The organism is Methylomonas sp. HYX-M1 (assembly GCF_040741385.1).
GTDB lineage: Bacteria > Pseudomonadota > Gammaproteobacteria > Methylococcales > Methylomonadaceae > Methylomonas > Methylomonas rhizoryzae.
In genome coordinates, this window is record NZ_CP160405.1 from 988,783 (window position 1) to 1,010,156 (window position 21,374).

Annotated in this window: 22 protein-coding genes; 18 read left to right on the forward strand and 4 right to left on the reverse strand. The window is 51.0% G+C overall.

All coding sequences use genetic code 11. The annotated features are described in order from the left end of the window. Window positions 1–3: 3 nt before the first annotated feature. A complete protein-coding gene (locus tag AB0A83_RS04620; protein WP_150047117.1) occupies window positions 4–1,242 on the reverse strand; it encodes an amidohydrolase family protein in 1,239 nt (412 codons plus the stop codon). Between the two features lie 173 nt (window positions 1,243–1,415). Between AB0A83_RS04620 and AB0A83_RS04625 the strand changes: the two genes are divergently transcribed. The 7 genes from AB0A83_RS04625 to AB0A83_RS04655 all read left to right on the forward strand — a co-directional run bounded on the left by AB0A83_RS04625 (window position 1,416) and on the right by AB0A83_RS04655 (window position 6,270). Beyond that, window positions 1,416–2,360 carry a DnaJ C-terminal domain-containing protein gene (locus AB0A83_RS04625; protein ID WP_367155536.1) on the forward strand — a complete coding sequence of 315 codons (945 nt, stop codon included), beginning with the start codon at window positions 1,416–1,418 and terminating at the stop codon, window positions 2,358–2,360. Window positions 2,361–2,363: 3 nt separating this feature from the next. Continuing rightward, window positions 2,364–2,672, forward strand: coding sequence for a chaperone modulator CbpM (locus tag AB0A83_RS04630; RefSeq protein WP_150047121.1), 309 nt, complete (start codon window positions 2,364–2,366; stop codon window positions 2,670–2,672). Between the two features lie 76 nt (window positions 2,673–2,748). Then, entirely contained in the window at window positions 2,749–3,183 is a 435-nt protein-coding gene (gene trxC / locus AB0A83_RS04635) for a thioredoxin TrxC (RefSeq protein WP_367155537.1), read from the forward strand. 93 nt (window positions 3,184–3,276) lie between these two features. Further along, on the forward strand, window positions 3,277–3,975 hold the full coding sequence (locus tag AB0A83_RS04640; protein ID WP_367155538.1) for a DUF2490 domain-containing protein: 699 nt from the start codon (window positions 3,277–3,279) through the stop codon (window positions 3,973–3,975). 83 nt (window positions 3,976–4,058) lie between these two features. Further along, window positions 4,059–4,526, forward strand: a complete 468-nt coding sequence (locus AB0A83_RS04645; protein ID WP_150047127.1) for a CreA family protein — start codon at window positions 4,059–4,061, stop codon at window positions 4,524–4,526. After that, a complete protein-coding gene (locus AB0A83_RS04650) occupies window positions 4,523–5,470 on the forward strand; it encodes a DUF58 domain-containing protein (RefSeq protein WP_150047129.1) in 948 nt (315 codons plus the stop codon). The genes AB0A83_RS04645 and AB0A83_RS04650 overlap by 4 nt, the downstream gene beginning before the upstream one ends. Window positions 5,471–5,547: 77 nt before the next feature. Next, window positions 5,548–6,270, forward strand: a complete 723-nt coding sequence (locus AB0A83_RS04655) for a pseudouridine synthase (protein ID WP_232056782.1) — start codon at window positions 5,548–5,550, stop codon at window positions 6,268–6,270. 41 nt (window positions 6,271–6,311) lie between these two features. On the opposite strand, the gene AB0A83_RS04660 is transcribed toward AB0A83_RS04655, so the two are convergent. Both AB0A83_RS04660 and AB0A83_RS04665 read right to left on the reverse strand, forming a co-directional pair. Then, window positions 6,312–7,040, reverse strand: a complete 729-nt coding sequence (locus AB0A83_RS04660) for a DUF445 domain-containing protein (RefSeq protein ID WP_150047133.1) — start codon at window positions 7,038–7,040, stop codon at window positions 6,312–6,314. Between the two features lie 824 nt (window positions 7,041–7,864). Next, the gene (locus tag AB0A83_RS04665; protein WP_367155540.1) at window positions 7,865–8,329 is read right to left on the reverse strand and encodes a DciA family protein; all 465 of its coding nucleotides are present in this window, start codon (window positions 8,327–8,329) and stop codon (window positions 7,865–7,867) included. Between the two features lie 35 nt (window positions 8,330–8,364). Here AB0A83_RS04665 and AB0A83_RS04670 point away from each other — a divergent pair, with 35 nt between their 5' ends. From AB0A83_RS04670 to AB0A83_RS04720, 11 genes are all read left to right on the forward strand, one after another. Continuing rightward, on the forward strand, window positions 8,365–10,143 hold the full coding sequence (locus tag AB0A83_RS04670) for an NADH-ubiquinone oxidoreductase-F iron-sulfur binding region domain-containing protein (protein ID WP_150047137.1): 1,779 nt from the start codon (window positions 8,365–8,367) through the stop codon (window positions 10,141–10,143). Window positions 10,144–10,146: 3 nt separating this feature from the next. Further along, entirely contained in the window at window positions 10,147–10,866 is a 720-nt protein-coding gene (locus tag AB0A83_RS04675; protein ID WP_150047140.1) for a 2Fe-2S iron-sulfur cluster-binding protein, read from the forward strand. Then, on the forward strand, window positions 10,853–11,389 hold the full coding sequence (locus tag AB0A83_RS04680) for an NADP oxidoreductase (protein ID WP_367155541.1): 537 nt from the start codon (window positions 10,853–10,855) through the stop codon (window positions 11,387–11,389). Before AB0A83_RS04675 ends, AB0A83_RS04680 begins: the two co-directional genes overlap by 14 nt. Window positions 11,390–11,401: 12 nt before the next feature. After that, window positions 11,402–12,892 (forward strand): Ni/Fe hydrogenase subunit alpha, encoded by a 1,491-nt coding sequence (locus AB0A83_RS04685; RefSeq protein ID WP_150047144.1) that lies wholly within the window; start codon window positions 11,402–11,404, stop codon window positions 12,890–12,892. A gap of 6 nt (window positions 12,893–12,898) precedes the next feature. Then, window positions 12,899–13,369: a hydrogenase maturation protease gene (locus tag AB0A83_RS04690; RefSeq protein ID WP_150047146.1), complete on the forward strand. Its 471-nt coding sequence runs from the start codon at window positions 12,899–12,901 to the stop codon at window positions 13,367–13,369. A 328-nt stretch (window positions 13,370–13,697) separates the two neighbouring features. Continuing rightward, entirely contained in the window at window positions 13,698–14,135 is a 438-nt protein-coding gene (locus tag AB0A83_RS04695) for a hypothetical protein (RefSeq protein ID WP_150047148.1), read from the forward strand. A 484-nt stretch (window positions 14,136–14,619) separates the two neighbouring features. After that, complete coding sequence (locus AB0A83_RS04700; protein ID WP_269473506.1) at window positions 14,620–16,800, forward strand: EAL domain-containing protein; 2,181 nt, start codon at window positions 14,620–14,622, stop codon at window positions 16,798–16,800. A 32-nt stretch (window positions 16,801–16,832) separates the two neighbouring features. Beyond that, the gene (locus tag AB0A83_RS04705; protein ID WP_190303249.1) at window positions 16,833–17,693 is read left to right on the forward strand and encodes an HDOD domain-containing protein; all 861 of its coding nucleotides are present in this window, start codon (window positions 16,833–16,835) and stop codon (window positions 17,691–17,693) included. A gap of 178 nt (window positions 17,694–17,871) precedes the next feature. Next, a complete protein-coding gene (locus AB0A83_RS04710) occupies window positions 17,872–18,768 on the forward strand; it encodes a phosphoribosylaminoimidazolesuccinocarboxamide synthase (protein WP_150047153.1) in 897 nt (298 codons plus the stop codon). Window positions 18,769–18,916: 148 nt separating this feature from the next. Then, complete coding sequence (gene speE, locus AB0A83_RS04715; protein ID WP_150047155.1) at window positions 18,917–19,765, forward strand: polyamine aminopropyltransferase; 849 nt, start codon at window positions 18,917–18,919, stop codon at window positions 19,763–19,765. A 432-nt stretch (window positions 19,766–20,197) separates the two neighbouring features. Then, the gene (locus tag AB0A83_RS04720) at window positions 20,198–20,398 is read left to right on the forward strand and encodes a hypothetical protein (protein WP_150047157.1); all 201 of its coding nucleotides are present in this window, start codon (window positions 20,198–20,200) and stop codon (window positions 20,396–20,398) included. 319 nt (window positions 20,399–20,717) lie between these two features. Here AB0A83_RS04720 and AB0A83_RS04725 read toward each other — a convergent pair whose 3' ends face one another. Beyond that, on the reverse strand, window positions 20,718–21,215 hold the full coding sequence (locus AB0A83_RS04725; protein WP_150047158.1) for a TlpA disulfide reductase family protein: 498 nt from the start codon (window positions 21,213–21,215) through the stop codon (window positions 20,718–20,720). Window positions 21,216–21,374 lie beyond the last annotated feature (159 nt).

Consider the following 21,374-nt stretch of genomic DNA (forward strand, 5'->3'; position numbering starts at 1 on the left):
CGCTCAAGCCGCGAAAAAACGCCGGGTAGCAAAAATTTGCGGCGAAAAACGTTTGCCTTGCCAGGACAAGCTACGCTTCAACACGAAATCGAAACGGAAAGGGTGATAATCCTGCAAAGCTTGCAGCGGCGCGACGGCGTCTTCGGCTAACAAACCCGCTGTAGCGAAGGAGGCCGGCGAAATCAGCGGCAAAATGCCGGTCAAAGGATAATCCGAGCCGTACAGCAAGCGGGGGTGCCAAGCCGTTTCGCTAAGCAGCGTTTTGATGACGTTCGCATCGCGGTTGCGCAATATTATTGCCGAAATGTCGCCGAACAGCTGAGCGTGCCATTGGGATTGCGTCATCATGTGCGCGAATAAGTCGAAACTTCTGACGTGCTTGCCGTTGTCGTCTCTATCGCTGCCTATGCTGGCGCAGTGGGCGACCACGACCCGCACGCCGGCATCCAAAGCCCTTCGCAGACGTAGCGGATTGCCGAACTCCGGTCGGTCGGCACCGGTTACGGCCTTTTCTTCCCCACTATGACTGATGACGGGGATGTCCAGAGCCGCGGCGGCTCGATAAAAGCGATCGCACAGCGGCGAGGCCGGGTCTATGCCCATCGCCGGCGGCAGCCATTTAACCGCACGGGCGCCGTTTTTTACCGCTTGTTGCAACGCTTGTACGCAATCCTGCCGATAGGGATGAATACTGGCTACCCATTCCAGCCGGTCCGGGTAGCGTTGCGCAAGGGTTTGGGCATAGGCATTGGGTACGTAAAAAAATGAATGGACGTGATCCGCGTCGCCGGCCGCGCCATGGGTGCGGTCGAAGGCATACAGCATGGCTTTGGCACCGGTAGGCATGCTGTCCAGCAATGCCAACAGGCGATTCAGATAGCCCAGGTCCTGCCCGCCGGGACGGCCGGTACACGCCGCGTTGGAGTAAGCCCGGTATTGCAGCGATTGCAGCGGATGTAACAGCGGTTGTCTCATGGCGGGATTGAGTTCAATCCCGCTGTCGCCGTCGCCGGAGCCTAGAATATGCACGTGGCAATCCCACCACTCGTTCGGGTCTATCCCCTGCCAAGCTTCGGTTTCCAAGGCGGAGGCCGGCGCTTGGCGCGGATCCAGGCATTGATTGCTCAGTCGCCACCATCCTTGGGCTGCCGGGCTGCAAGCCGTCAAACCCAGGCCGGCCATGCTCAAAAAGCGGCGGCGCGAAACCTGGTGCGGCTGTTCAGGCGAGGTTGAGCTAGGCATTTTATCCTTGTATACGGGCTTATAGCATCGCTTGTATAGATTCAGGCTATCCGCTATATATTGGGCGCATTTCAACATTCGGTGGCCGCTTTGTCCGGCGAGGAAGCCTGGCTACGTCCTGCTAGGTTGTGCATCAGCCGCCATGCCGCTCAATATCCGGTAGGAGATCGACAGTGCAATTTAAAGATTATTACCAGATTTTAGGCGTAAATCGGGATGCGGCGGTAGAGGACATCAAAAAAGCCTATCGTAAACTGGCCCGCAAGTATCACCCGGATATTTCCAAAGAAGCCAACGCTGAAGCGCGGATGAAAGAAGTCAACGAAGCTTACGCGGTATTGTCCGATACCGAGAAGCGGGCGGCTTATGACCAGTTGGGGCGCGGCTATCGGCCCGGTCAGGAATTTCATCCTCCGCCCGATTGGGATGCCGGTTTCGAGTTTTCCACTACCGATGCCGGCGACTTCGGCGATTTTTTCAGCCAATTGTTCGGGCGCATGGGAGCGGGCAGGCGTCAAACCGGTCCGTTTGCAAGCGGCGGCTCGGTTCACGGCCGCGGCGAAGACCATCATGCCAAAGTATTGCTGGATATTGAAGACGCCTTTAGCGGTGCCACCCGGCAAGTGAGTCTGCGGGTGCCGCGTCTCGATGCGCAAGGCCGAGTCGGTTTGGACAATCGCACGTTGAACGTCAAAATTCCCAAAGGCGTGCACGAAGGCCAAATAATCCGCTTGGCCGGCCAAGGAGCGCCGGGATTGGGTAGCGGCACGCCGGGCGATTTGTTGCTGGAAGTGCATTTCAACCCGCATAAGTCGTTGCGCGTCGACGCTGCCAATCTGCACATGAGTTTGCCGGTCAGTCCTTGGGAAGCCGCACTGGGCGCGGCGATTTCGGTCAATTTATTCTCGACAGTGCTGAAAGTACGCATACCGGCCGGCACGCAGAGCGGTCAACAGTTACGCTTGCGCGGCCAAGGGATACCCAGTACGCCGCCCGGGGATCTGTTTTTGGACATTCAGGTATTGTTGCCGCCCGCGACTAGCGCTAAAGCGCGGGAAATCTATGAAACAATGGCGCGGGAACTGGCATTCGATCCGCGCGCAGACAGGAGGATATAAGCGATGCCGGAAGCGAAGCAGGTGATAGACGCCATACTCGAAGCAGGCGGATTGACTTTACAACAACTGGCCCAATTATCAGAGGTAGAGCCGGAATGGATTAGCCGGCATATAGCCGAAGGTTTATTGTCGCCCGGCAAGGAACAGGCCGGAGAATGGCGATTTTCCAGTGCCAGCTTGTTAAGAATACGTCGCATCGTTAGCCTGGAGCGCGATTTCGAAGCCGTACCGGAACTGGCGGCACTGGTTGCCGACTTGGAAGAAGAAATCGCTATTTTGCGCAAGCGTTTGCAGCGGGCCGGGCTGGATTGATCCGGATGCGCGTGTCTGGGGCCGCCATCGCAAGGCAGGACTTTGTTTTTAAGTTTTCCGATCAGGGGGAAATGGCATGAGCGAATTACTCCACTTGGCTTGTCCGCACTGTTTGGCGGTCAACCGTCTGCCGGCCGAACGGTTGGCGCAAGGACCTAAATGCGGTGTGTGCCATAGGGCTCTGTTTGACGGTCATCCGATTGCATTGAATGCGGAAGGGTTCGACAAACAACTGCAGCACAATGCGCTTCCGCTGCTGGTGGATTTTTGGGCGGATTGGTGCGGACCGTGCAAAATGATGGCGCCGGCTTTCGCCCAAGCGGCTCGGACCTTGGAGCCGCGTATGCGGCTGGCCAAGGTCGATACCGAGGCGGAGCCGGAACTGGCCGCCCGTTACGCTATCCGCAGTATTCCCACGCTGATTTTGTTTCGCGGCGGCCGGGAAGTGGCGCGGCAGGCCGGCGCCATGGCGGCCGGCGATATTGTCAACTGGGCATTGCGTCCTCAATGAACTTGCCGGCGGTTGGTTTTTACCGCGCCCGAATCGGGGTTGCGCTCGATGGATGATAGAATCGGCGCTTTTTTCAAACGGATTGATTTTGCAATGCTGAAACGTGTTTCTCTAGCCTTGGCGTCTTTTTGCTTGGCCACTTCAGGGGCGGTTGCCGAACCTGAGGACGATTGGTCGGTCTGGCTAAACAGCACCTTGCAAACCGATTTCGGCGGCAGCCCCTATCTAGCTTATTTGGAGTTGGCGCCGCGTACCAAGAACGACAACGGCGAATTTGCCCAGATGATTGTGCGACCGCTGTTGGGATACAAAATCACGCCGAAATTGCAAGTGTGGGCCGGCTACACCTGGCAGGGCGAATACAGCAAAGATAACGATTTTGACATGGCGACTCACGATGCCGTGCAGCAATTGCAGTGGATCGACAACTGGACGCCGCAGCTCAACTTCCAGTACCGGTTTCGAGTGGAACAGCGTTTTTTCGCCGACGAAGCCGATGCCGGACATCGCATGCGTCATCGTTTGCGTTGGCTGTATTCATTGCCCGCCAGCCAGGTCTATCTGATTGCGCTGGACGAATTGTTCGTGTATTTCAACTCTATCGACGAAGGACCGAGAGCGCATTCGGTTCAAACCGGCGTCAACCAAAATCGAAGTTATGTCGGAGTCGGTTACAAATTGACGCCCAAGATCAATGTCGACACCGGCTATCAATTGCACTATGTGCATAATTACGGCACGCCGGATTTGTTGAACCATGTTTGGTTGACCAATTTCAACCTCAACTTTTAGTCGGCAGCCGAAAGCCGGCGGTTTTTATGCGGACATTGCGCTTCGAACGCGCAGTGCGTCGCGTACTCGATAAGTGAGTTTTTATGCCTAAATTACGATTAGTTGCTTTGACTTTGCTGTGGTTTTCCCTACCTCTGCATGCCGAAACCGTCGGTTGCGTTACCACCAGTTGGAAGTTGATCGGCGCCAATCACAAAGTTTGCGTCGAGGCGTTCGCCGACCCGGATATTGCTGGAGTTACCTGTCACGTCAGCCAGGCCAAAACCGGCGGTATTTCCGGCGCCTTGGGCGTGGCGCAGGACCCGTCACAGTTCTCGTTGTCTTGCCAGCAAACCGGGCCGATTCAATTACCCGGCAAGATGCCGGAGCAAAAGGAAGTATTTTCGGAAGGCACGTCGTTGTTATTCAAGGAAACCAAGGTCATACGCTTGTGGGACGAGGCACACAACAGCTTGGTGTACTTGGCGATCAGCCGCAAGATCATCGAAGGGGCGCCGGCTAACAGCATCTCGACGGTGGCTGTTAGGCCTTGGGGTGGCGGCGGGCAATGAGTCAGGAATTACCCCGTGCGGCCGAAGAACGGATTGCGGTGAGTCTGAAAACCCTGATCGATCTGGCTCAACCGGCTGCCGCGCTGAAACTTCAGCCTGGCCGGATACGCGCGGCGCAAAGCGGCAATTATTTGTCCGGTTTCAAGGGGCGCGGCATGGCGTTTTTGGAAACCCGGTTGTACCAGCCGGGAGACGACGTGCGGCGCATGGATTGGCGGGTGACCGCGCGCACCGGCAAAGCGCACAGCAAGATTTTTGCCGAAGAACGCGAGCGACCATTGTTTATTTCGGTGGATTACCGGGCCTGCATGGCTTTTGCCAGCCGGGGAGTGTTCAAGCGTGTGCAAGCCGCTAAATTGGCCGCATTGCTGGCTTGGAGCGGCTTGAAACAAGGCGACCGTATCGGCGGGCAAATATTCGGTGAAGCCGGGTGCATGGAATTGAAGCCGCGCAACGGCAAAGCAGCCTTGCTGCGTTTTCTGAATGCCTTGGTACAACCGGTTTATACGAGTGTCGGCGCGGAAGGCTCCAGTGTCTTGGAGCGGGCTTTGGTTCGCTTGCAACACCATGCCCACCCCGGGAGTCGGGTGTATGTGATCAGCGACTTTCGCGGTTTGACGACCGGCGTTGAAAGCCACTTGACCTTGCTGTCCCGGCACTGCGAAGTAATATTGCTGCAAGTCTACGATGCCCTGGAAACGCAATTGCCGCAAACCGGCCGCTACCGGTTTACCGACAAAATACGCGATTTGGTCGTGGACAGCGGCGACATTGGCCTGAGACAGGAATATGGCCGACGCTTCGAGCAGCGTCAGGCCCGATTGATGCAGCTGTGTCAAAAATTGAGTTTAACCTTACTGACTTGCGACACCCGGCAATTGCCGCAACAAGTGCTCAGTGTCCATGCGTTGTCCACTCAGTCGAATAAAAGCGTGCGAATTTAGGTGTTGGCTGGTGTTGCGTCGTGTAAATGTGGCTCGAGTTTGATCCGTTTCTACCTACGTTGGATATAGGAAAGACAGTGACGCCGCTCGACGAAAATCCGCTTAAGGAAATCTATCGCGACCGTTGGTTGCTGGCGGTACATAAGCCGGCCGGCTTGTTGGTGCACCGCAGTCCCATCGACAAACACGAAACCGAATTTGCCTTGCAGTATGCTAGGGCCCTGAACGCAGGCGCGCACGTTTACCCGGTGCACAGGTTGGACCGGCCAACTTCCGGGCTGTTAGTCTTCGCTCGCGATGCCCGGACTGCCCGCAGTTTGGGTAAAGCGCTGATGGCCGGCGAAGTCCGCAAAACTTATCGGGCCGTAGTAAGAGGATGGCCGCCCGAGCAAGGTTTGATCGATCATCCGTTACGCGACGAGCCGGACGATCGGCGTCTGAAGAGCGAGCCGCACGCGGTGCGCCAAGCCCGCACCGGCTACCGACGTTTGGCGACTACGGAAATTCCGGTAGCAATCGAAGGTCACGCCACCAGCCGCTACAGCTTGGTCGAGTTGTATCCGGAAACCGGCCGCAAGCACCAATTGCGCCGACACATGAAGCACATCAGTCACCCCATCATCGGCGACGCCAACCACGGACGCGGTCGTCACAATCGTTATTTCGCCGAACGTTTCGGTTATGGCCGCTTGATGCTGGCGGCTACCGAAATGAGATTCCGGCATCCCGCCACCGGCGCGGAGTTGCATTTGCATGCCGAGCCGGACGCCAGCTTCATGCAAGTGTTGTCGATATTTTAACAGGCGTCCGCCGGAGACTGGCGCCGGGGTGATGCACCTCATCAAGCAAAGCCGAACAGCAGCCCCAGCAAGCCGCCGAATACGCCGCCCCAAACCACCAGCCAGCCCAAATGTTGTTTGATGATGGTTTGCACGATTTCTTTGACCATTAACGGGGTCAGTTCGCTCAGCCGTTTATCGATGACGGCTTCGATTTTTCCGGTTAAATCCTCGCCGATTTTGTGCGCGTTCAAACCGTGCTGCAGCGCTTGCCTAAAACGTTCGGATTCGACCATTTCCTGCAGGGTATGCCGCATTTTTTCGCACACCGGTGCTTGCAACGGCGCCAGTGCCTCTTCGCCGCCCATCATCATCACCATGCCGCCGAACGGAGAAGCCATGATGGAAACGACCAAGCCTTGGTAAATTTTGTCGTAATCGACCGCCTCCAACAAAGGCTGTAAATTCAATACCCGGCTGCCTTGCGCTTCTTCGGTTTCGATAAAATTTTCGATATTCTCGACGGTAAAGAATTGCTGCATCATCAGAGCTTTGATCGAGGCTTTAAATTCTTCGAACCGAGCGGGAATAACCCCGGAGCCGTACAAATAAGGTACTTTCTCGAACAGCATATGAACGGCCAGCCAGTTGGTGATGGCACCGGAGAAGGCAAAAAAACCGATGGCCTTGAAAGTATCAGAACCTACCGGGCTGATATAGCCAAGCAGAATGATCAAGGCGGAAATTGAATTGGTGAGAAAGCTTTTGTCGAGGAATTTTTTTGTGTCCATGAGTGATGATGTATCGAGTGATTGGAAGTTAACGTTGCGAAACGCAGATAAGGCGGCGCTCCAAGGTTGACCGAATCATCAATGGGTGCGGTTTGGAAAAATTCAAGATTACTATGGTTCGTAGTGCAAGCGGTCTATAAGCGTTGGGAGCCGGTGTTTGGGCGGCCGAGCTTCTGTGTTGGGCTCAGGGTCCGGTTGCTGCATTGATGCTCGGATCGAAGCATGCTTTTATGCCGGCGTTTGTTAAGCTCCTGCCGGCATGGGCTTTTTAGATGCGGCCGATTCCGTTGAGCAAAGTAAGCCTCCTTCGGGGGGGGGCATGGCGTTACTCAAAAACAACCGCTGTTTGAGGCGATTTTTTAAATCTTTTACTCAACTATAAGTAATTGATTTTATATGTACAAAAAAGCTGTTTCTTGAGAGCGCTTTAGGCAGGGAGCCGGCCGGGTTTACGGCGATGCTAGCGGCCGTTACCGGTAATCCTCATGTTTACTATGAAAGTCATGGTGGGGGCGACGTATAGCCGCGATTTGCAAGGCCATCATCGCGACTATACGCCGCTCCCAGTGCGCTCGTGAAGGCGCACACATCGGATGGTGAAAGTCCATGTCAGGGTATGCCAAGGCTCTGTGGCTGGAGGTGGATCGTTGGGACGTGTGTGCGAGATAAGCGAGGAGCTCTGTGCGGTGGCGCGAAACCGGGCAGGCGTCAGAGCTCGATACGACTACATGGAGGCAGGAGGTAGAGCAACGCAGGAGCAGTTGCCGAGCACGGAAGGGGCGAAAGCCGCGAGAGGCTGGGTTAGCCCGGCTCAGGCCCGCTACTCAGTCTGTTTGTCGTTCGGCCTTGCTTTTGAGCGTTGTCATTAAACGGGACATCGCTTGTGTCAACTCGTCACCACTATCAGCCGGACTATGCGGTGCCAATGCTGCAATCGTATCGGCCGAAGGCAGCCTGGCCGGCCGCAACGGGCGGACGTCCCGCCACGGCGGTAAAATCTTGATGCGTACCTTGTCGATTTTGCCGGAAGCGATAGTAGTCGGAAGGTTGAGCAGGGTGTCCTGATAAAACCTCAGCTGCGTAGCCCAGGCGGAGGAGGTTGCATATATCGTCAAGCGTTGCCGGTTACGTAAGCAATGTACGATATTTTCCGCTATATTTTGGGGTAATAGGGAGCGCACTTGCTGCAGCAACTGCCGTTGTTCGGCTATCTGCACCAGACAATAGGCCAAGGCGTGGTTTTCATAGCCTAGGGCCGATTTGAAAACGGTTTTTTTCGATAGATTCATACTCTCGCAATAGATCAGGAAACGGTGGTGGTACGATGAGAACGTTTTTACAGGCTTTACTGACAAAGACGCAATTCCAGCCGGTCCGCTTGTTGACTATTCTTAGGGCCGTACAAGCCGAGTTTCGGCATATTCCGTCTTCGGCTGTCGACATCCTGGCCGAAGCTTTGCAGATTTCACGCACTCAAATCCTAGCGGTCGCGGAATTTTACAGTTTTCTGCATTTGACGCCACAAGGGCGTTACGCGGTACTGTTCAGCGATTCGATTACTGACCGTATGCTGGACCAGCAAAATCTGCTGCATTACGCGGCCAAGCGATGGAATGTCGCGATTGGCGAGGTTCGCGCCGACGGCATGGTCAGTTTGCATACGACGTCTTGCACCGGGTTATGCGATCAAGGCCCGGCGGCTTTGATCAACGGTATCGCTATTGCGAATTTGAATCGGCCAAAAATCGATCTCATCGCGGAACTGATCGAACGGCAAGCGCCGTTAGCTCAGTGGCCAGCCTCCTTATTCGCTGTCAACGACAATCTATATAAAGCCGGTTTATTGCTCAAATCTTCGCTCGACAGCGGCGCAGCGATTCGGGCCGCATGCGCGCATGACCGAGCTGAGGTCTTTTCCGAGTTGGAACGATCCGGGTTGCGCGGTCGGGGCGGTGCCGGTTTTAAGACCGCGTTGAAATGGCGTTATTGTGCGGAAGAGGTTTCCGACCGCCATTACGTGGTATGTAATGCGGACGAGGGGGAACCCGGTACTTTCAAGGATAGAGTGCTGCTGAATAGTTTTGCCGATCAGGTATTTGAAGGCATGACGGTATGCGCCTTTCTGATAGGCGCCCGGCAAGGGTTTTTGTATTTGCGCGCGGAATACGAATTTTTGCACTCTAAGTTGGAGGCTGTTCTCGAGCGGCGCCGACAAGCCGGTTTGTTGGGAAATAACATTCTGAACAAAGCTTTCGATTTCGACATCGAGATTAGGTTAGGTGCAGGCGCTTATATTTGCGGCGAAGAATCCGCGCTGATTGAGTCGTTGGAAGGTAAGCCGGGCATTCCCCGCAATCGTCCGCCTTATCCGGTCAGCAGCGGCTATTTGCAAAAACCCACGGTAGTCAACAATGTGGAAACTTTTCTGGCGGCGGCGCAGATCGTCGTGCGCGGGGCGGATTGGTTTAACGTGCAAGGGACGGAAAAATCTCCGGGTAGCAAAATTCTCAGCGTTAGCGGCGATTGTTTAAGGCCCGGCATTTATGAATATCCTTTCGGTACCCCGGTCCGGCAAATACTGAACGACTGTGGTGCACGCGACGTACTCGGCGTGCAAGTGGGCGGGCCGTCCGGGACGTTTATATCCAATAGGGAACTCGGTCGCTGCTTGGCGTTTGAAGACCTGCCTACTGGCGGATCGTTTATCGTGTTCGATAACAGCAGGAATATCTTGCAAATCACCCAAAATTTTATCCATTTCTTCGCACACGAAAGCTGCGGTTTTTGTACGCCGTGCCGGGTGGGGACTTCGTTATTGAAGCAACAACTGGATAAAATCGTGGAGGGTCACGGTTCGGCCGGCGATGTGGCGGAGCTGGAAAGTCTGTGCCGGTTGGTCAAGCAATACAGCCATTGCGGTTTGGGACAAACTGCGGCGAATCCGATTTTGTCGACTTTGCAACGCTATCCCGACGTTTATCAAGCTCAGCTGAAGCGTATCAGTTACGAGCCGGGATTCGATTTGGACGGGGCTTTGGCTGTTGCCCGGCGCATGGCGAATCGCGACGACGCCGCGGCGCATTTGTCGCAAGTGGAGGAGTAAACCATGTCGGGCACGATAAACATCGACGGTAAGACCGTGCCGTATCGGGACGGCCAAACCATTATGGACGCGGCCATTGCGGCGGGTATCTATATTCCGCATTTATGCCATAAGCCGGGGTTTACGCCGCACGGCAGTTGTAAGCTCTGCACGGTTAAGGTGAACGGGCGCAATTGTTCCGCTTGTACGTTTCCGGCGGCGGACGGTCAAGTGGTGATCAACACTAGCGACGAGTTGCTGCAAGACAGGCGGCGAATCACGCAAATGCTGTTCGTCGAAGGCAATCATTTTTGTCCGTCCTGTGAGAAATCAGGTAATTGCCAGTTGCAGGGTGTTGCTTACCATTTGAATATGCTGGATAACCACTTTCCGCATTTTTACGCCGATCGGCGGGTGGACGCGTCGCACCCGGACATCATGATCGACCATAATCGCTGCATATTTTGTAATTTGTGCGTGCGCGCCAGCCGGGAAAAAGACCGGAAAAACGTTTTCGACATCGCCGGACGCGGGATCAATAAACGCTTGATCGTCAACTCGGTCAGCGGCACGTTGAAAGACAGCGCCATTAGCGTCGACGATTGCGCTGCTCATATTTGTCCTACCGGAGCCATTCTGATCAAGCGCAGTGCTTATCGCTTACCCATAGGTCAGCGTACTTACGACCAACGGCAAATCAGTGATGTGGCGCTTTCCGGGGAGGTGGAACATGGCCAAGATTAAAGTCGCTACCGTGTCATTGGCCGGATGTTTCGGCTGTCACATGTCGTTCCTCGATATAGACGAGCGCCTGATCGCGTTGCTTGAGGTCGCTGAGTTTGATCGTTCGCCATTGACGGACATAGAGCACTGCGGTCCTTGCGATGTTGGCCTGATAGAAGGGGGTGTTTGTAACGCGGAAAATGTGCACGTGTTGCGCGAATTTCGCAGAAATTGCAAAACGCTGGTTGCAGTTGGTGCTTGCGCAATCAACGGCGGCTTACCGGCCATGCGTAACCAGTTTGCCTTGGAGGAATGTTTGCTGGAGGCGTATCGGGACGGAATTGGCGTCGAGAATCCGCATATTCCTAACGATCCGGAACTTCCTCTGTTGCTGGACAAGGTTCATCCCATCCACGAAATCGTTAAGGTCGATTATTTTTTACCCGGTTGCCCGCCATCGGCAGATGTGTTCTGGACATTTCTGAGTGCGCTATTGGCTGGGCGCGAACCGAGTTTACCTTATGAATTAGTTCATTACGACTAATAAGGATGACAAATGTACGAACATCTCGAAACTGCCGCTAATCCGGCCGGGTTGAAGCGGGTTGCCGTGGATCCGGTGTCCCGCGTGGAAGGACACGGCAAGGTCACGCTGTTACTGGACGAGAATAATCAAGTCCGACAAGCGCGCTTGCACATCGTCGAGTTTCGCGGCTTCGAAAAATTTATCCAAGGCCGCCCGTACTGGGAGCTGCCGGTGATGGTGCAGCGTTTGTGCGGCATTTGCCCGGTCAGTCATCATCTCGCCGCCGCTAAAGCCATTGACCAGTTAGTCGGCGTAGATCCGCCGGATTTAACCCCGGCCGCCGACAAGTTGCGCCGCTTGCTGCATTTCGGCCAGGTGTTGCAATCGCACGCCTTACATTTCTTCCACCTATCCAGCCCCGATTTGTTATTCGGTTTCGAAAGCGATATTAGCAGGCGCAATATTGTTGCGGTGTTGGCGGATTATCCCGGCATCGGCATGCAAGGCGTCAAACTACGCAAATACGGTCAGGAAGTGATACGCATGGTATCCGGTAAAAGGGTGCACGGAACCGGAGCGATTGCCGGCGGAATGAATAAGGCGCTCGACAAAGACGAGCGGGATTACCTGTTACAAGACATCGAACAAGTGATCGTTTGGGCGCAGGAGGCGGTAGGCTTGATCAAAAAGGTGCATACTTCCAACCAGGCTTTTTACGATACTTTCGCTACCGTTCCCAGCAGCTACTTGGGCCTTATTAAACCGAATGGTGCTTTAGAGTTATACCACGGCGGTATTCGCGCAAAAAATGCCGATGGAGAAATCTTGGTCGACCATTTCGATTATTGCCGATATTACGACTTGATACGGGAAGAAGTAAGGTCATGGAGTTATATGAAGTTCCCGTATCTGACTTCAATCGGCAAGGAGCAAGGCTGGTATAGGGTCGGTCCGCTGGCGCGGCTGAACAACTGCGATTACATCGATACGCCATTGGCCGAGTCTGCCCGAGTGGACTTCAAGCTGCACGGCGGCGCGATGATGGTGCATAGTACGTTGGCTTTTCATTGGGCGCGCTTGATCGAGTTGTTGCATTGTGCGGAAAGTATTCGGGATTTATTGCACGATGCGGCTGTGTTAAGTCGGGATCTCATCGTTAAGGGCGAAAAGCGCTACGAGGGCATCGGGGTGATAGAAGCGCCGCGAGGTACTTTGTTTCATCATTATCAAGTCGACGAAAACGATATTGTCACTAAGGCCAATCTGATCGTGTCGACCACGAGCAACAACATGGGGATGAACGAATCGATACGGCAAGTCGCGGCGGAGTATCTGTCCGGCCGCGAGTTGACCGAGCCTTTATTGAATAACTTGGAAGTAGCTATCCGCGCCTACGATCCATGTTTGTCTTGCGCTACCCATGCTATCGGCAAAATGCCTTTGCAACTGGAATTGGTCGATTCGGCAGGCCGTTTGCTGGACCGCTTGACGCGGGATAGCGACGGCGGTTTTGTACGCTGAGTACCGATGGTTGCGCCGGTTTTGATTTTCGGCTACGGCAATCCCAGTCGTGGCGACGATGCGCTGGGGCCAAAGGTAATCGAATATTTGCAGTCGCGATATAGCCCGCAGGACGTTGAGCTGTTAACGGATTTTCAGTTGCAGATTGAGCATGTTCTGGATCTAAGCGGACGTCGGACGGTGTTGTTTGTGGATGCTGCGGTTATCGGCGATGGACCTTACGCTTTATCGTTGCTTCAGCCTGAACGGGATAACAGTTATAGCAGTCATGCTATGAGTCCGTCGGCATTACTCGCTGTATATCAAGCGGTTATGGGGCAAAATCCACCCTGCAGTTATATGTTGAGTATACGTGCGCGTTCCTTTCAATTGGGAAGCGGACTCAGCCATGCGGCTGCCGAACATTTGATCCAGGCTTGCGGGTTTGTCGATGCGTGGATTACCCAGCTTTTTCGTGAAAACATAACGGCAAATTGAGCGGGTGGAAAGCCATTTTGCCCGCTTTAACCTGAATCTTTGCCGAATGGCCAGAGTTCAGTGCCGCCGTCAAATGATGCGATTGAGGTTTAGCCGCATGGACCTTTCCCCTTAAGATCGAATCTTTTTCTTTGACATATCGACTCACAGCTCCCAAAATTCAAGGTCCGCCATCAGACGAAATGCGACTGCCGGGGAAATTCGTCTATCAAGCGTTTCGAGATTATGATTGCTAGGTGCTTGGTATCCTAATAGAGCATTCGCTATCTAAGCGTTTTTTTTTGTTAGAATTTTAATAAGCACACTACAACACCAGCACAACACACTTATGAACAAAAAAAAAATTATCCTGTTTGTCGCTTGTTTAGCAGGCCTTTTAGCCTTGCAAATAAAGTTTTTATTACCGTGGATGTACGATATCGCCGCATCGGATTTGTTTTTAGTCGAGTCTAAAGATACAGCAAACCCTATGCCTATTTCCAACGACATGACGAATCTGGCGTTTTTGCAATGTAATCGATATGTCAGCAATCAAATCGGTTCAGAGGGTAGCGCTCAGTTTGCCAGTCAACCGGCAAATGCCTGGAGTTTGGGAAACTACGAATACATCGTTAACGCGGAAGTGGAAGTGACTTTGAAAGATGTACCGACTAATTTATACCACTATGTCTGCAGGATTCAGTACACTGAGGGTGACGATTTGTCCGGCGTGAACAATGGCGACAATTGGTCGGTAGTCGGAATAACAGGATTGCCGGACCTTTAAGCGAAAAGATTCCGTTTGGGAGTTTTCTTAGATTCCCGCACAGGCTCGCTCGCAGCCTGTGCATAACATAGAGCCGGATTTTTTTAGAGAGAAGATTCGGCTTTTCAGTGAGCCCGGAGGGTGGCGGCAGTCATCCTTGGTTAGGCAGTCCATGTTTGCCTTAAGTAGGTAACCTATTTTAGGTAAGCCGCTCGTGTTGTTGATGCTTCGAATTTGATATACATTCGGATCAATCATCCTCTTCAACTTGCCGGCTAGGTCAAGAAAATCAGATGTTGCGTCACTTTAAGCAATACAATGAATAGCATTTTTTTGCCGTCGCTTCTCCGTCTCGAAATCAACCGCTATGCTTATGCGATGGCTGCCGTCTTGCAGCCTTGATTAGCCTGACCCGGTTCGCGATGCGGTTTCGGAAAATTTAATCCAGTTTGTACCCACCTTGAAGAACAGCTCTCTAGATACAAATTGCCAGCTTGCCGACGCTTTGGGCATCGGGGAAGACGAAATCACTCGGCGCATGTCCTTTTTAGAGTTTGCGGATGAGGATAGACGGATGCTGGCCCAAGCGAAGGATTTGCTGCAACCTCTGCAGGTTGAAATTGCCGAGGCATTTTACGAATTTATCCTGTCTTTTCCGGAACTAAAAAATATAGTCGACGCTAGCGGTACCGGCATTGAAGAGCTCAAACGCATCCAAGGGGACTATTTCACCTCTCTGCTTGATGGAAATTACGACCTAAATTACTTTTGCGATCGCCTCAACGTTGGTTTGGCGCACGAACGTATCGGTTTGGATATTAAATGGTACGTCGGCGCTTACCGGAAATACTTGTCGGAAGTTTACGACCGGCTCCACGGCCAGCTGTCCGGTGACATCGAGTTGTTACACCGAATGTTTGCAGCATTGGGCAAAGTCGTGTTGTTGGACGCGGGACTTGCCATAGACGCCTATAACTTTTCCAACAAGCAGGCAGTTTTGGCGCTGGATAAGCGCTTGCACGAATTGATCCAAGGCATAGACGGCTTTGTTTGGGAATACGATGTCGCGTTGTGCCGTTTTCGCTATGTAAGCAACAAAGTAGAGAAACTGCTCGGATACGCGCAGCAACAGTGGTTAGAAGACTCGGGTTTGCGTCAGCGCATCGTTCATCCGGATAATCAGCGCGATACGGCTGAAGCGTTTACCAAAGCGTGTCAGGAAGGCGGAAATTTTGCGATTGAATATCGGGTTTTTACGCTAACCGGCAGCACGGTGTGGGTAAGCGAACGGGTGAGTGCCGAAAAAAATGCGCTAGGCCACGTCACTTTGCTGAGAGGCTTGATGTTGGATGTGACTGAGCGTAAACGTAACGAGGAGCAGTTAGCGTATTTGGTGACCTATGACGAACTAACCGGTTTGCCCAATCGCAGTTTGTTTGTCAGCCATTTAAAAATCGCATTGGCCGAAGCTACACGAAACGGCCGAAGATTGGCCATCTTATTCTTGGACCTGGATGGTTTTAAAGATATTAACGATAGTTTAGGGCATGAGGCTGGCGATCAGTTGATTAAAGGCATAGCAAAAACTCTGAGCGACCGTTGCTTGCGTAAAGATGACTTTATTGCTCGGTTCGGTGGCGACGAGTTTTGTGTGATTTTGGAAGATAAGCAAGACTATTTTAGACCGGAGACTGTCGCCGAGCGTTGTTTAACTCAGTTGGCTAAGCCTATTTTGATCGAAAGCAATTGCATTTATCCACGGGCGAGCATAGGCATTACTCTATTTCCCGACGATGCCGAAACGCCGGAAGCATTGCTGCAGTGCGCGGATAGCGCAATGTACGCTGCCAAGACCGCGGGTAAACATCGGTATACCTTCTACAACCCGAAAATGACGCGCTTGGCGGAGCAGCGGTTGAGTTTGGAAAACGATTTAAGAAAAGCGGTGGAATTAGGGAGTTTTGTTTTGCATTATCAGCCTCAGATTGCGTTGCTTGATGGCAGAATGGTTGCCGTAGAGGCGTTGATTCGTTGGATCGATCCGGAAAGGGGGATGGTATCGCCGGACGAGTTTATTCCGGTTGCGGAGCGTATAGGCTTGATCACGCCGATAGGAGAGTGGGTGTTAAGCACTGCCTGCAAGCAATTCATGGTTTGGCGGCAGGCAGGTGTCGAGCTGGATTACATCGCCGTGAACATTTCAGCTATGCACTTCGAATCGAAGTCTCTGCCGGCAACAATCGATAAAGTCATGCGCGAAACCGCCATACCTGCTTCTGCACTGGAGTTGGAAATCACCGAAAGCGTGTTGCAAACGAATGTGGATTGTTCGGATTGTTTTAAGGAGTTGCAGACCTTGGGAATTAAAATCGCCATTGACGACTTTGGCACCGGTTATTCCTGTTTGAATTCGTTGACTCAATTGCCGCTCGATTGTTTGAAAATCGATAAATCGTTTATCCGCGATGTTTTAAACAATACCAATGATGCGGCGATTGTAGCCACAATATTAGCGATGAGTAGAATTATGAAGTTTAAGGTTGTTGCAGAGGGAGTGGAAACCCTGGAGCAACTGCATTATTTGCATGCCGTAGGCTGCGACTTGGCGCAAGGCTATTATTTTAGCAAGCCGGTACCTGCGGAGCGGATTTCCGAATTGGCGGTATCCGGTTTTTTACCGCTATAGTGAATTTTTTACGGTAATAATGGATTGCTAGCGTGGCTGCCAAATCTAAGTTAGAGCAAATTTTGTTATCCAATCGTCCCGCCCCGATTTTGCCTACCGGTTTGAATCGCCTGTTACAAGCCTTTGAAGCGCATTCGCTCACACCCAAGGATTTGGTCGAAGTCATTTCGGAATATCCTGCTATCGCTGCGCGGCTGCTGTTTGTTGCAAATTCGGCGTGGGCTCCGCCTTCGGTGCCTATAGAAAGTTTGGAAGCAGCTTGTATTCGCTTAGGAGTAACTTTAGTTCGTAGCGTAAGCATTTCGTTGTGCATCACGGCTTCATTCGATGTGATTAGCCGCTGCCCGGCGTTCGAGCCGGAACGGTTTTGGTGTACCGCGTTGATGGCTGCCGAGGCTTCTGCTTTATTGGCGGACATGTGTGTCGGAATTGATGTTCCTGATAACGCCACGATGTATACGGCTGGATTGCTGCATAATTTAGGTTTGTTGTGGTTAGCGGGAAATTGGTCCGAAGAAACTTCGAGGGCGTTGCAGCTCAAATCTGAACGGGATGACATTTCGGTAAGAGCCGCCTTGCGCGAAGTCGTTGGCATCGATTATTGCGAAGCGGGTGGCGTGCTCGGCAGGGCGTGGAAGTTGCCTCAGGTGCTGGTGTCCGCAATCGAGTATCACAGTGCCGAGGATTATCCCAATTGTGCGGAACCGAGTGCTGTATTGGTCGGCTATGCGTTAGAGCTTATGGATGCTTTGAATTCGGAGAGCGAACAAAGCCCGTCTTTGCGGGAGCGGGGCGGGATAGCGCTCGATCATCAGCGTTTAGACGAGGTGTTGCAACGTCTGCGCGAGAAACGCCAAGAAATCTCGAGATTGTCTAGCGTTATATTTTCCTGAGGATTATCGGTAAGCATAAAGTCACGACTGTTAACTGCTTACATTTCATGCCATTGTTGATTAGGCGCGACCAATTTCTTGGATCCTTTTAGGAAAACGGTTGCACGCACTCACTTAAAAAGAGGGGCGGATTAAATAATGGTAAAATAAGCGATCTTTTTCTTCGCCGTGTATTTTTATGACAGACATAGCCGCACTTTATCAATCGGATTTGCCAAATCTAAGGTTGCTAGGACGTGGAAAAGTGCGGGATATGTATGAAGTCGACGAGAAGCATCTTTTGATCGTCACCACGGATAGGATGTCTGCGTTCGATGTGGTATTGCCAAATCCGATTCCCGGTAAAGGGCTGGTTCTAACTCGACTAGCCAATTTTTGGTTCGACAAAACTAAACATATCATTGCGAATCACATCGCGGACGATCTGAGCTTGGAACAGGCGGTTTCCGATCCTGAGCTGCGCCGGCAAATCGAAGGGCGGGCTATTGTGGTTAAACGCCTTAAACCTCTGCCGGTAGAAGCTATTGTGCGAGGTTATTTAATTGGTTCAGGTTGGAAAGATTATCTAGCAAACGGTAAGGTCTGCGGCATTGTCTTGCCCAACGGATTGAAGCAAGCCCAGCAATTACCTGAACCGATTTTTACGCCATCGAGTAAAGCGGAAGTCGGAGTTCATGACGAGAATATCAGCTTTAGTCAAATGGTTGGTATGTTAGGTGAAACCCTTGCCGAGCAAGTCCGCAACGTTAGCTTGCAGATCTACGGTTATGCTGCAGAGTTTGCCCGTCAGCGCGGCATTATCATCGCCGATACCAAGTTTGAGTTTGGCTTGGACGATAATGGCGTTTTACATTTAATAGACGAAGTCCTTACCCCTGATTCGTCTCGATTTTGGCCTGCGGACCAATATCGCGTAGGCATTAGTCCGCCAAGTTTTGATAAGCAATACTTGCGGGATTATCTGGAGACATTGGACTGGGATAAAACGCCTCCCGGCCCTCGGTTGCCCGAACAAGTTGCTGCGCAATGCAGCGACAAATATCGCGAAGCTGCAGCCATTTTGATAGGGGATTAATATCCCGTATTCACGTAGCTAAGAGCATGCGCACGTCTATTCATTTTGTCATTGAGTTGTAATAAATTATTGATTTAAAAAGATTGTTAAGTTGGTCGCCGGTTTTTAAGTATAATCAGGAATCTTTAATAACACCCGAGGAATACTTATGCTAGACGCGGAATGGTTCAGCGAAGCGCAGCATGCAAACGGTACTGCATTTTCTCTAAAAATTAAGCGAAAGTTGCACGAAGAGCAGTCCGAGTTTCAGTTTTTGGAAATCTATGAAACCGAGCATTTCGGTAATCTGATGGTCATCGACGGCTGTACCATGGTTTCCACTCGAGATAATTTTTTTTATCACGAGATGATGAGTCATCCGGTTTTGTTCAGCCATCCTGATCCGAAAAAAGTTTGGATTATTGGTGGCGGGGATTGTGGTACGTTGCGTGAGGTCTTGAAGCACCAATCCGTAGAACAAGCCGTGCAAATCGATATAGATGAAAGGGTTACTCGCTTAGCGGAAATTTATTTTCCCGAACTGTGCGTATCAAACAACGACCCGCGTGCCGAGCTGAAATTTATCGATGGTATCAAATGGGTAAAAGATGCTGAGCCGAATAGCGTTGACGTCATTATTGTCGACAGTACCGATCCTGTCGGACCCGCCGAGGGGTTGTTCTGTGCAGATTTTTATAAGGATTGTTTTAATGCGTTGACTGAAAATGGAATAGTGATCCAACAAAGCGAATCGGCGTTGTTGCATATGGATATACTAAATGAAATGCGGCAAGAAATGCGCGCTGGTGGCTTCGAAAACATGCAAACTGTGTTTTTTCCACAATGCATTTATCCGTCCGGATGGTGGAGTGCGACTATGGCGGGTAAGTGCGACTTGTCAGCATTTCGGGAGCAAGCTAGCGCTAGCAAAGATTTCGACACGACCTATTACAATCGAGAAATTCATCTGGCCAGTTTAGCCATGCCTGAGTTTTTCAGAAAACATGTGTTGAAATAAAGGCGTCAAGCTGTTTTAGCAGTCTAATCATTGATATATAGTCATTTGCTGCTGTAGACATCTACATTTAAACGCAGTCGAATGTGTTTGCTAGCACGTTTCCATCTCTGCCAACACATGACATATCTGTCATGTGTTGGCAGTCTAGTCATCAGTAAAGTTCTAAGCCGCTTTAATTTACGCTTAATTTCTTCAAGGCAAACTTAGTCATAATATTGCGTTACGGGATAAATTCTCTAACGAAATCAGGCGGTAGTGCTCAGTCTAGACATTTGTTTTCGAATCTTTCCGGGAACGGTGGGCAATTGTGAATAACTTGGCATACAAATAGCATTTTCCCTAGTAATCTCGAGGCCGATTTTGGGTGCTGCTTTTGCTGACGCGAATTTTCAAGCTCGTAGAGAATAAACAACAATAATTCGGGTGATCCTAATGGTTAAGGTTAAGATGTTTAATATTGTAATTACGTTGGCAGCATTTGCTGCATTGGTGTTTTTGCTACCTGCAGATAAAGATTTGCCTCAAGCGACTAAAAGCAAACAACAAACTTATTCAAGTAAAGAAAACATTTCTACCAAATCTAATGAAAAGCAGTCGACTACAACAGACAGCGGCTACTTGAGAGCCGTCTAATAGTTTTGTAATAAGTTGAATTTAAGGCTTAAATATGGGTAATTTGAATCGTTGTTGTAATTGGCTTTTTGTTTATTGAGCTTGTCTAAGGTATTGTTTGACTTTAGATATTAAAATGGGCTTTTGATTCTTTCGCTTCAAAACAAAAAACGACAATGGCGATTGGAATTAAATATGAAACTTATTTTTACATTGAGTTTGTTAAAAAAAGTATTTCTACTTAGGAAGTAAAAAATGAGGTTGTAGGGTCAGCCGCAATATGTATACTCCCCATTTAAAATTTACCTGTCTGTAAGTTATAGTGTTTTTCAAGTCCCCTCTATATAAAACTTTCCAGTTGCTTTTCAATTTTTTCTAGGTCCAATTTTCCGATATTTTTCCATTCAATTTTTCCAGTCGGCGATATAAGTAAAGTGGTCGGAGTGAATGTTATTCCGCCGAATTCTTTTGCTAAAGCGTCGGTTGGATCTAAAGTAATGGAATACGGTATCTGCATGGCTGTTGCAATTTCCAACACGCGATTAGGTGGATCGTAAGACATGGCTATGGCGATAATCTTTAATCCGCGATGATTGTATCGGGCATGCAAAGAGCTCAGTATCGGAATTTCTTGAATGCAAGTCCGGCAGTCGGTAGACCAAAAGCTAACGATCACAGGATGTTGTTTCAAATCAGCTGAATTGATTGTCTCCCCCTTTATCGTTACAAAGCTGGTTTTTGGGATGTGATCGTCATGATTGTGTCTATATAAGGAAACAATGGACATGCATGCTATCAATACTCCTGAAGCAAAAATTAAAAGTTTTTTAGTGCGCATAGGCCGATATTGACATGTGCGTTATGGGGCTGTAACAAGAACGCGGGTTTGGTTTGTATCGGATTCGTTTTTCGTTCATCACATATTTTCGCTTAAGCCACTTAATTAGGACGCTACAACAGACGTTAGCATGTCGGTGTATTGATGAAGCTGCGAATA

Bases quoted from the DNA above. Each gene is read 5' to 3' on its own strand.
- AB0A83_RS04690 (WP_150047146.1), top strand. From the start codon at position 12,899: ATGGTTGCGCCGGTTTTGATTTTCGGCTACGGCAATCCCAGTCGTGGC.
- speE (WP_150047155.1), top strand. From the start codon at position 18,917: ATGCTAGACGCGGAATGGTTCAGCGAAGCGCAGCATGCAAACGGTACT.
- AB0A83_RS04670 (WP_150047137.1), top strand. From the start codon at position 8,365: ATGAGAACGTTTTTACAGGCTTTACTGACAAAGACGCAATTCCAGCCG.
- AB0A83_RS04725 (WP_150047158.1), bottom strand. From the start codon at position 21,215: ATGCGCACTAAAAAACTTTTAATTTTTGCTTCAGGAGTATTGATAGCA.
- AB0A83_RS04685 (WP_150047144.1), top strand. From the start codon at position 11,402: ATGTACGAACATCTCGAAACTGCCGCTAATCCGGCCGGGTTGAAGCGG.
- AB0A83_RS04695 (WP_150047148.1), top strand. From the start codon at position 13,698: ATGAACAAAAAAAAAATTATCCTGTTTGTCGCTTGTTTAGCAGGCCTT.
- AB0A83_RS04675 (WP_150047140.1), top strand. From the start codon at position 10,147: ATGTCGGGCACGATAAACATCGACGGTAAGACCGTGCCGTATCGGGAC.
- AB0A83_RS04660 (WP_150047133.1), bottom strand. From the start codon at position 7,040: ATGGACACAAAAAAATTCCTCGACAAAAGCTTTCTCACCAATTCAATT.
- AB0A83_RS04620 (WP_150047117.1), bottom strand. From the start codon at position 1,242: ATGCCTAGCTCAACCTCGCCTGAACAGCCGCACCAGGTTTCGCGCCGC.
- AB0A83_RS04640 (WP_367155538.1), top strand. From the start codon at position 3,277: ATGCTGAAACGTGTTTCTCTAGCCTTGGCGTCTTTTTGCTTGGCCACT.
- AB0A83_RS04665 (WP_367155540.1), bottom strand. From the start codon at position 8,329: ATGAATCTATCGAAAAAAACCGTTTTCAAATCGGCCCTAGGCTATGAA.
- AB0A83_RS04710 (WP_150047153.1), top strand. From the start codon at position 17,872: ATGACAGACATAGCCGCACTTTATCAATCGGATTTGCCAAATCTAAGG.
- AB0A83_RS04645 (WP_150047127.1), top strand. From the start codon at position 4,059: ATGCCTAAATTACGATTAGTTGCTTTGACTTTGCTGTGGTTTTCCCTA.
- trxC (WP_367155537.1), top strand. From the start codon at position 2,749: ATGAGCGAATTACTCCACTTGGCTTGTCCGCACTGTTTGGCGGTCAAC.
- AB0A83_RS04630 (WP_150047121.1), top strand. From the start codon at position 2,364: ATGCCGGAAGCGAAGCAGGTGATAGACGCCATACTCGAAGCAGGCGGA.
- AB0A83_RS04680 (WP_367155541.1), top strand. From the start codon at position 10,853: ATGGCCAAGATTAAAGTCGCTACCGTGTCATTGGCCGGATGTTTCGGC.
- AB0A83_RS04650 (WP_150047129.1), top strand. From the start codon at position 4,523: ATGAGTCAGGAATTACCCCGTGCGGCCGAAGAACGGATTGCGGTGAGT.
- AB0A83_RS04720 (WP_150047157.1), top strand. From the start codon at position 20,198: ATGGTTAAGGTTAAGATGTTTAATATTGTAATTACGTTGGCAGCATTT.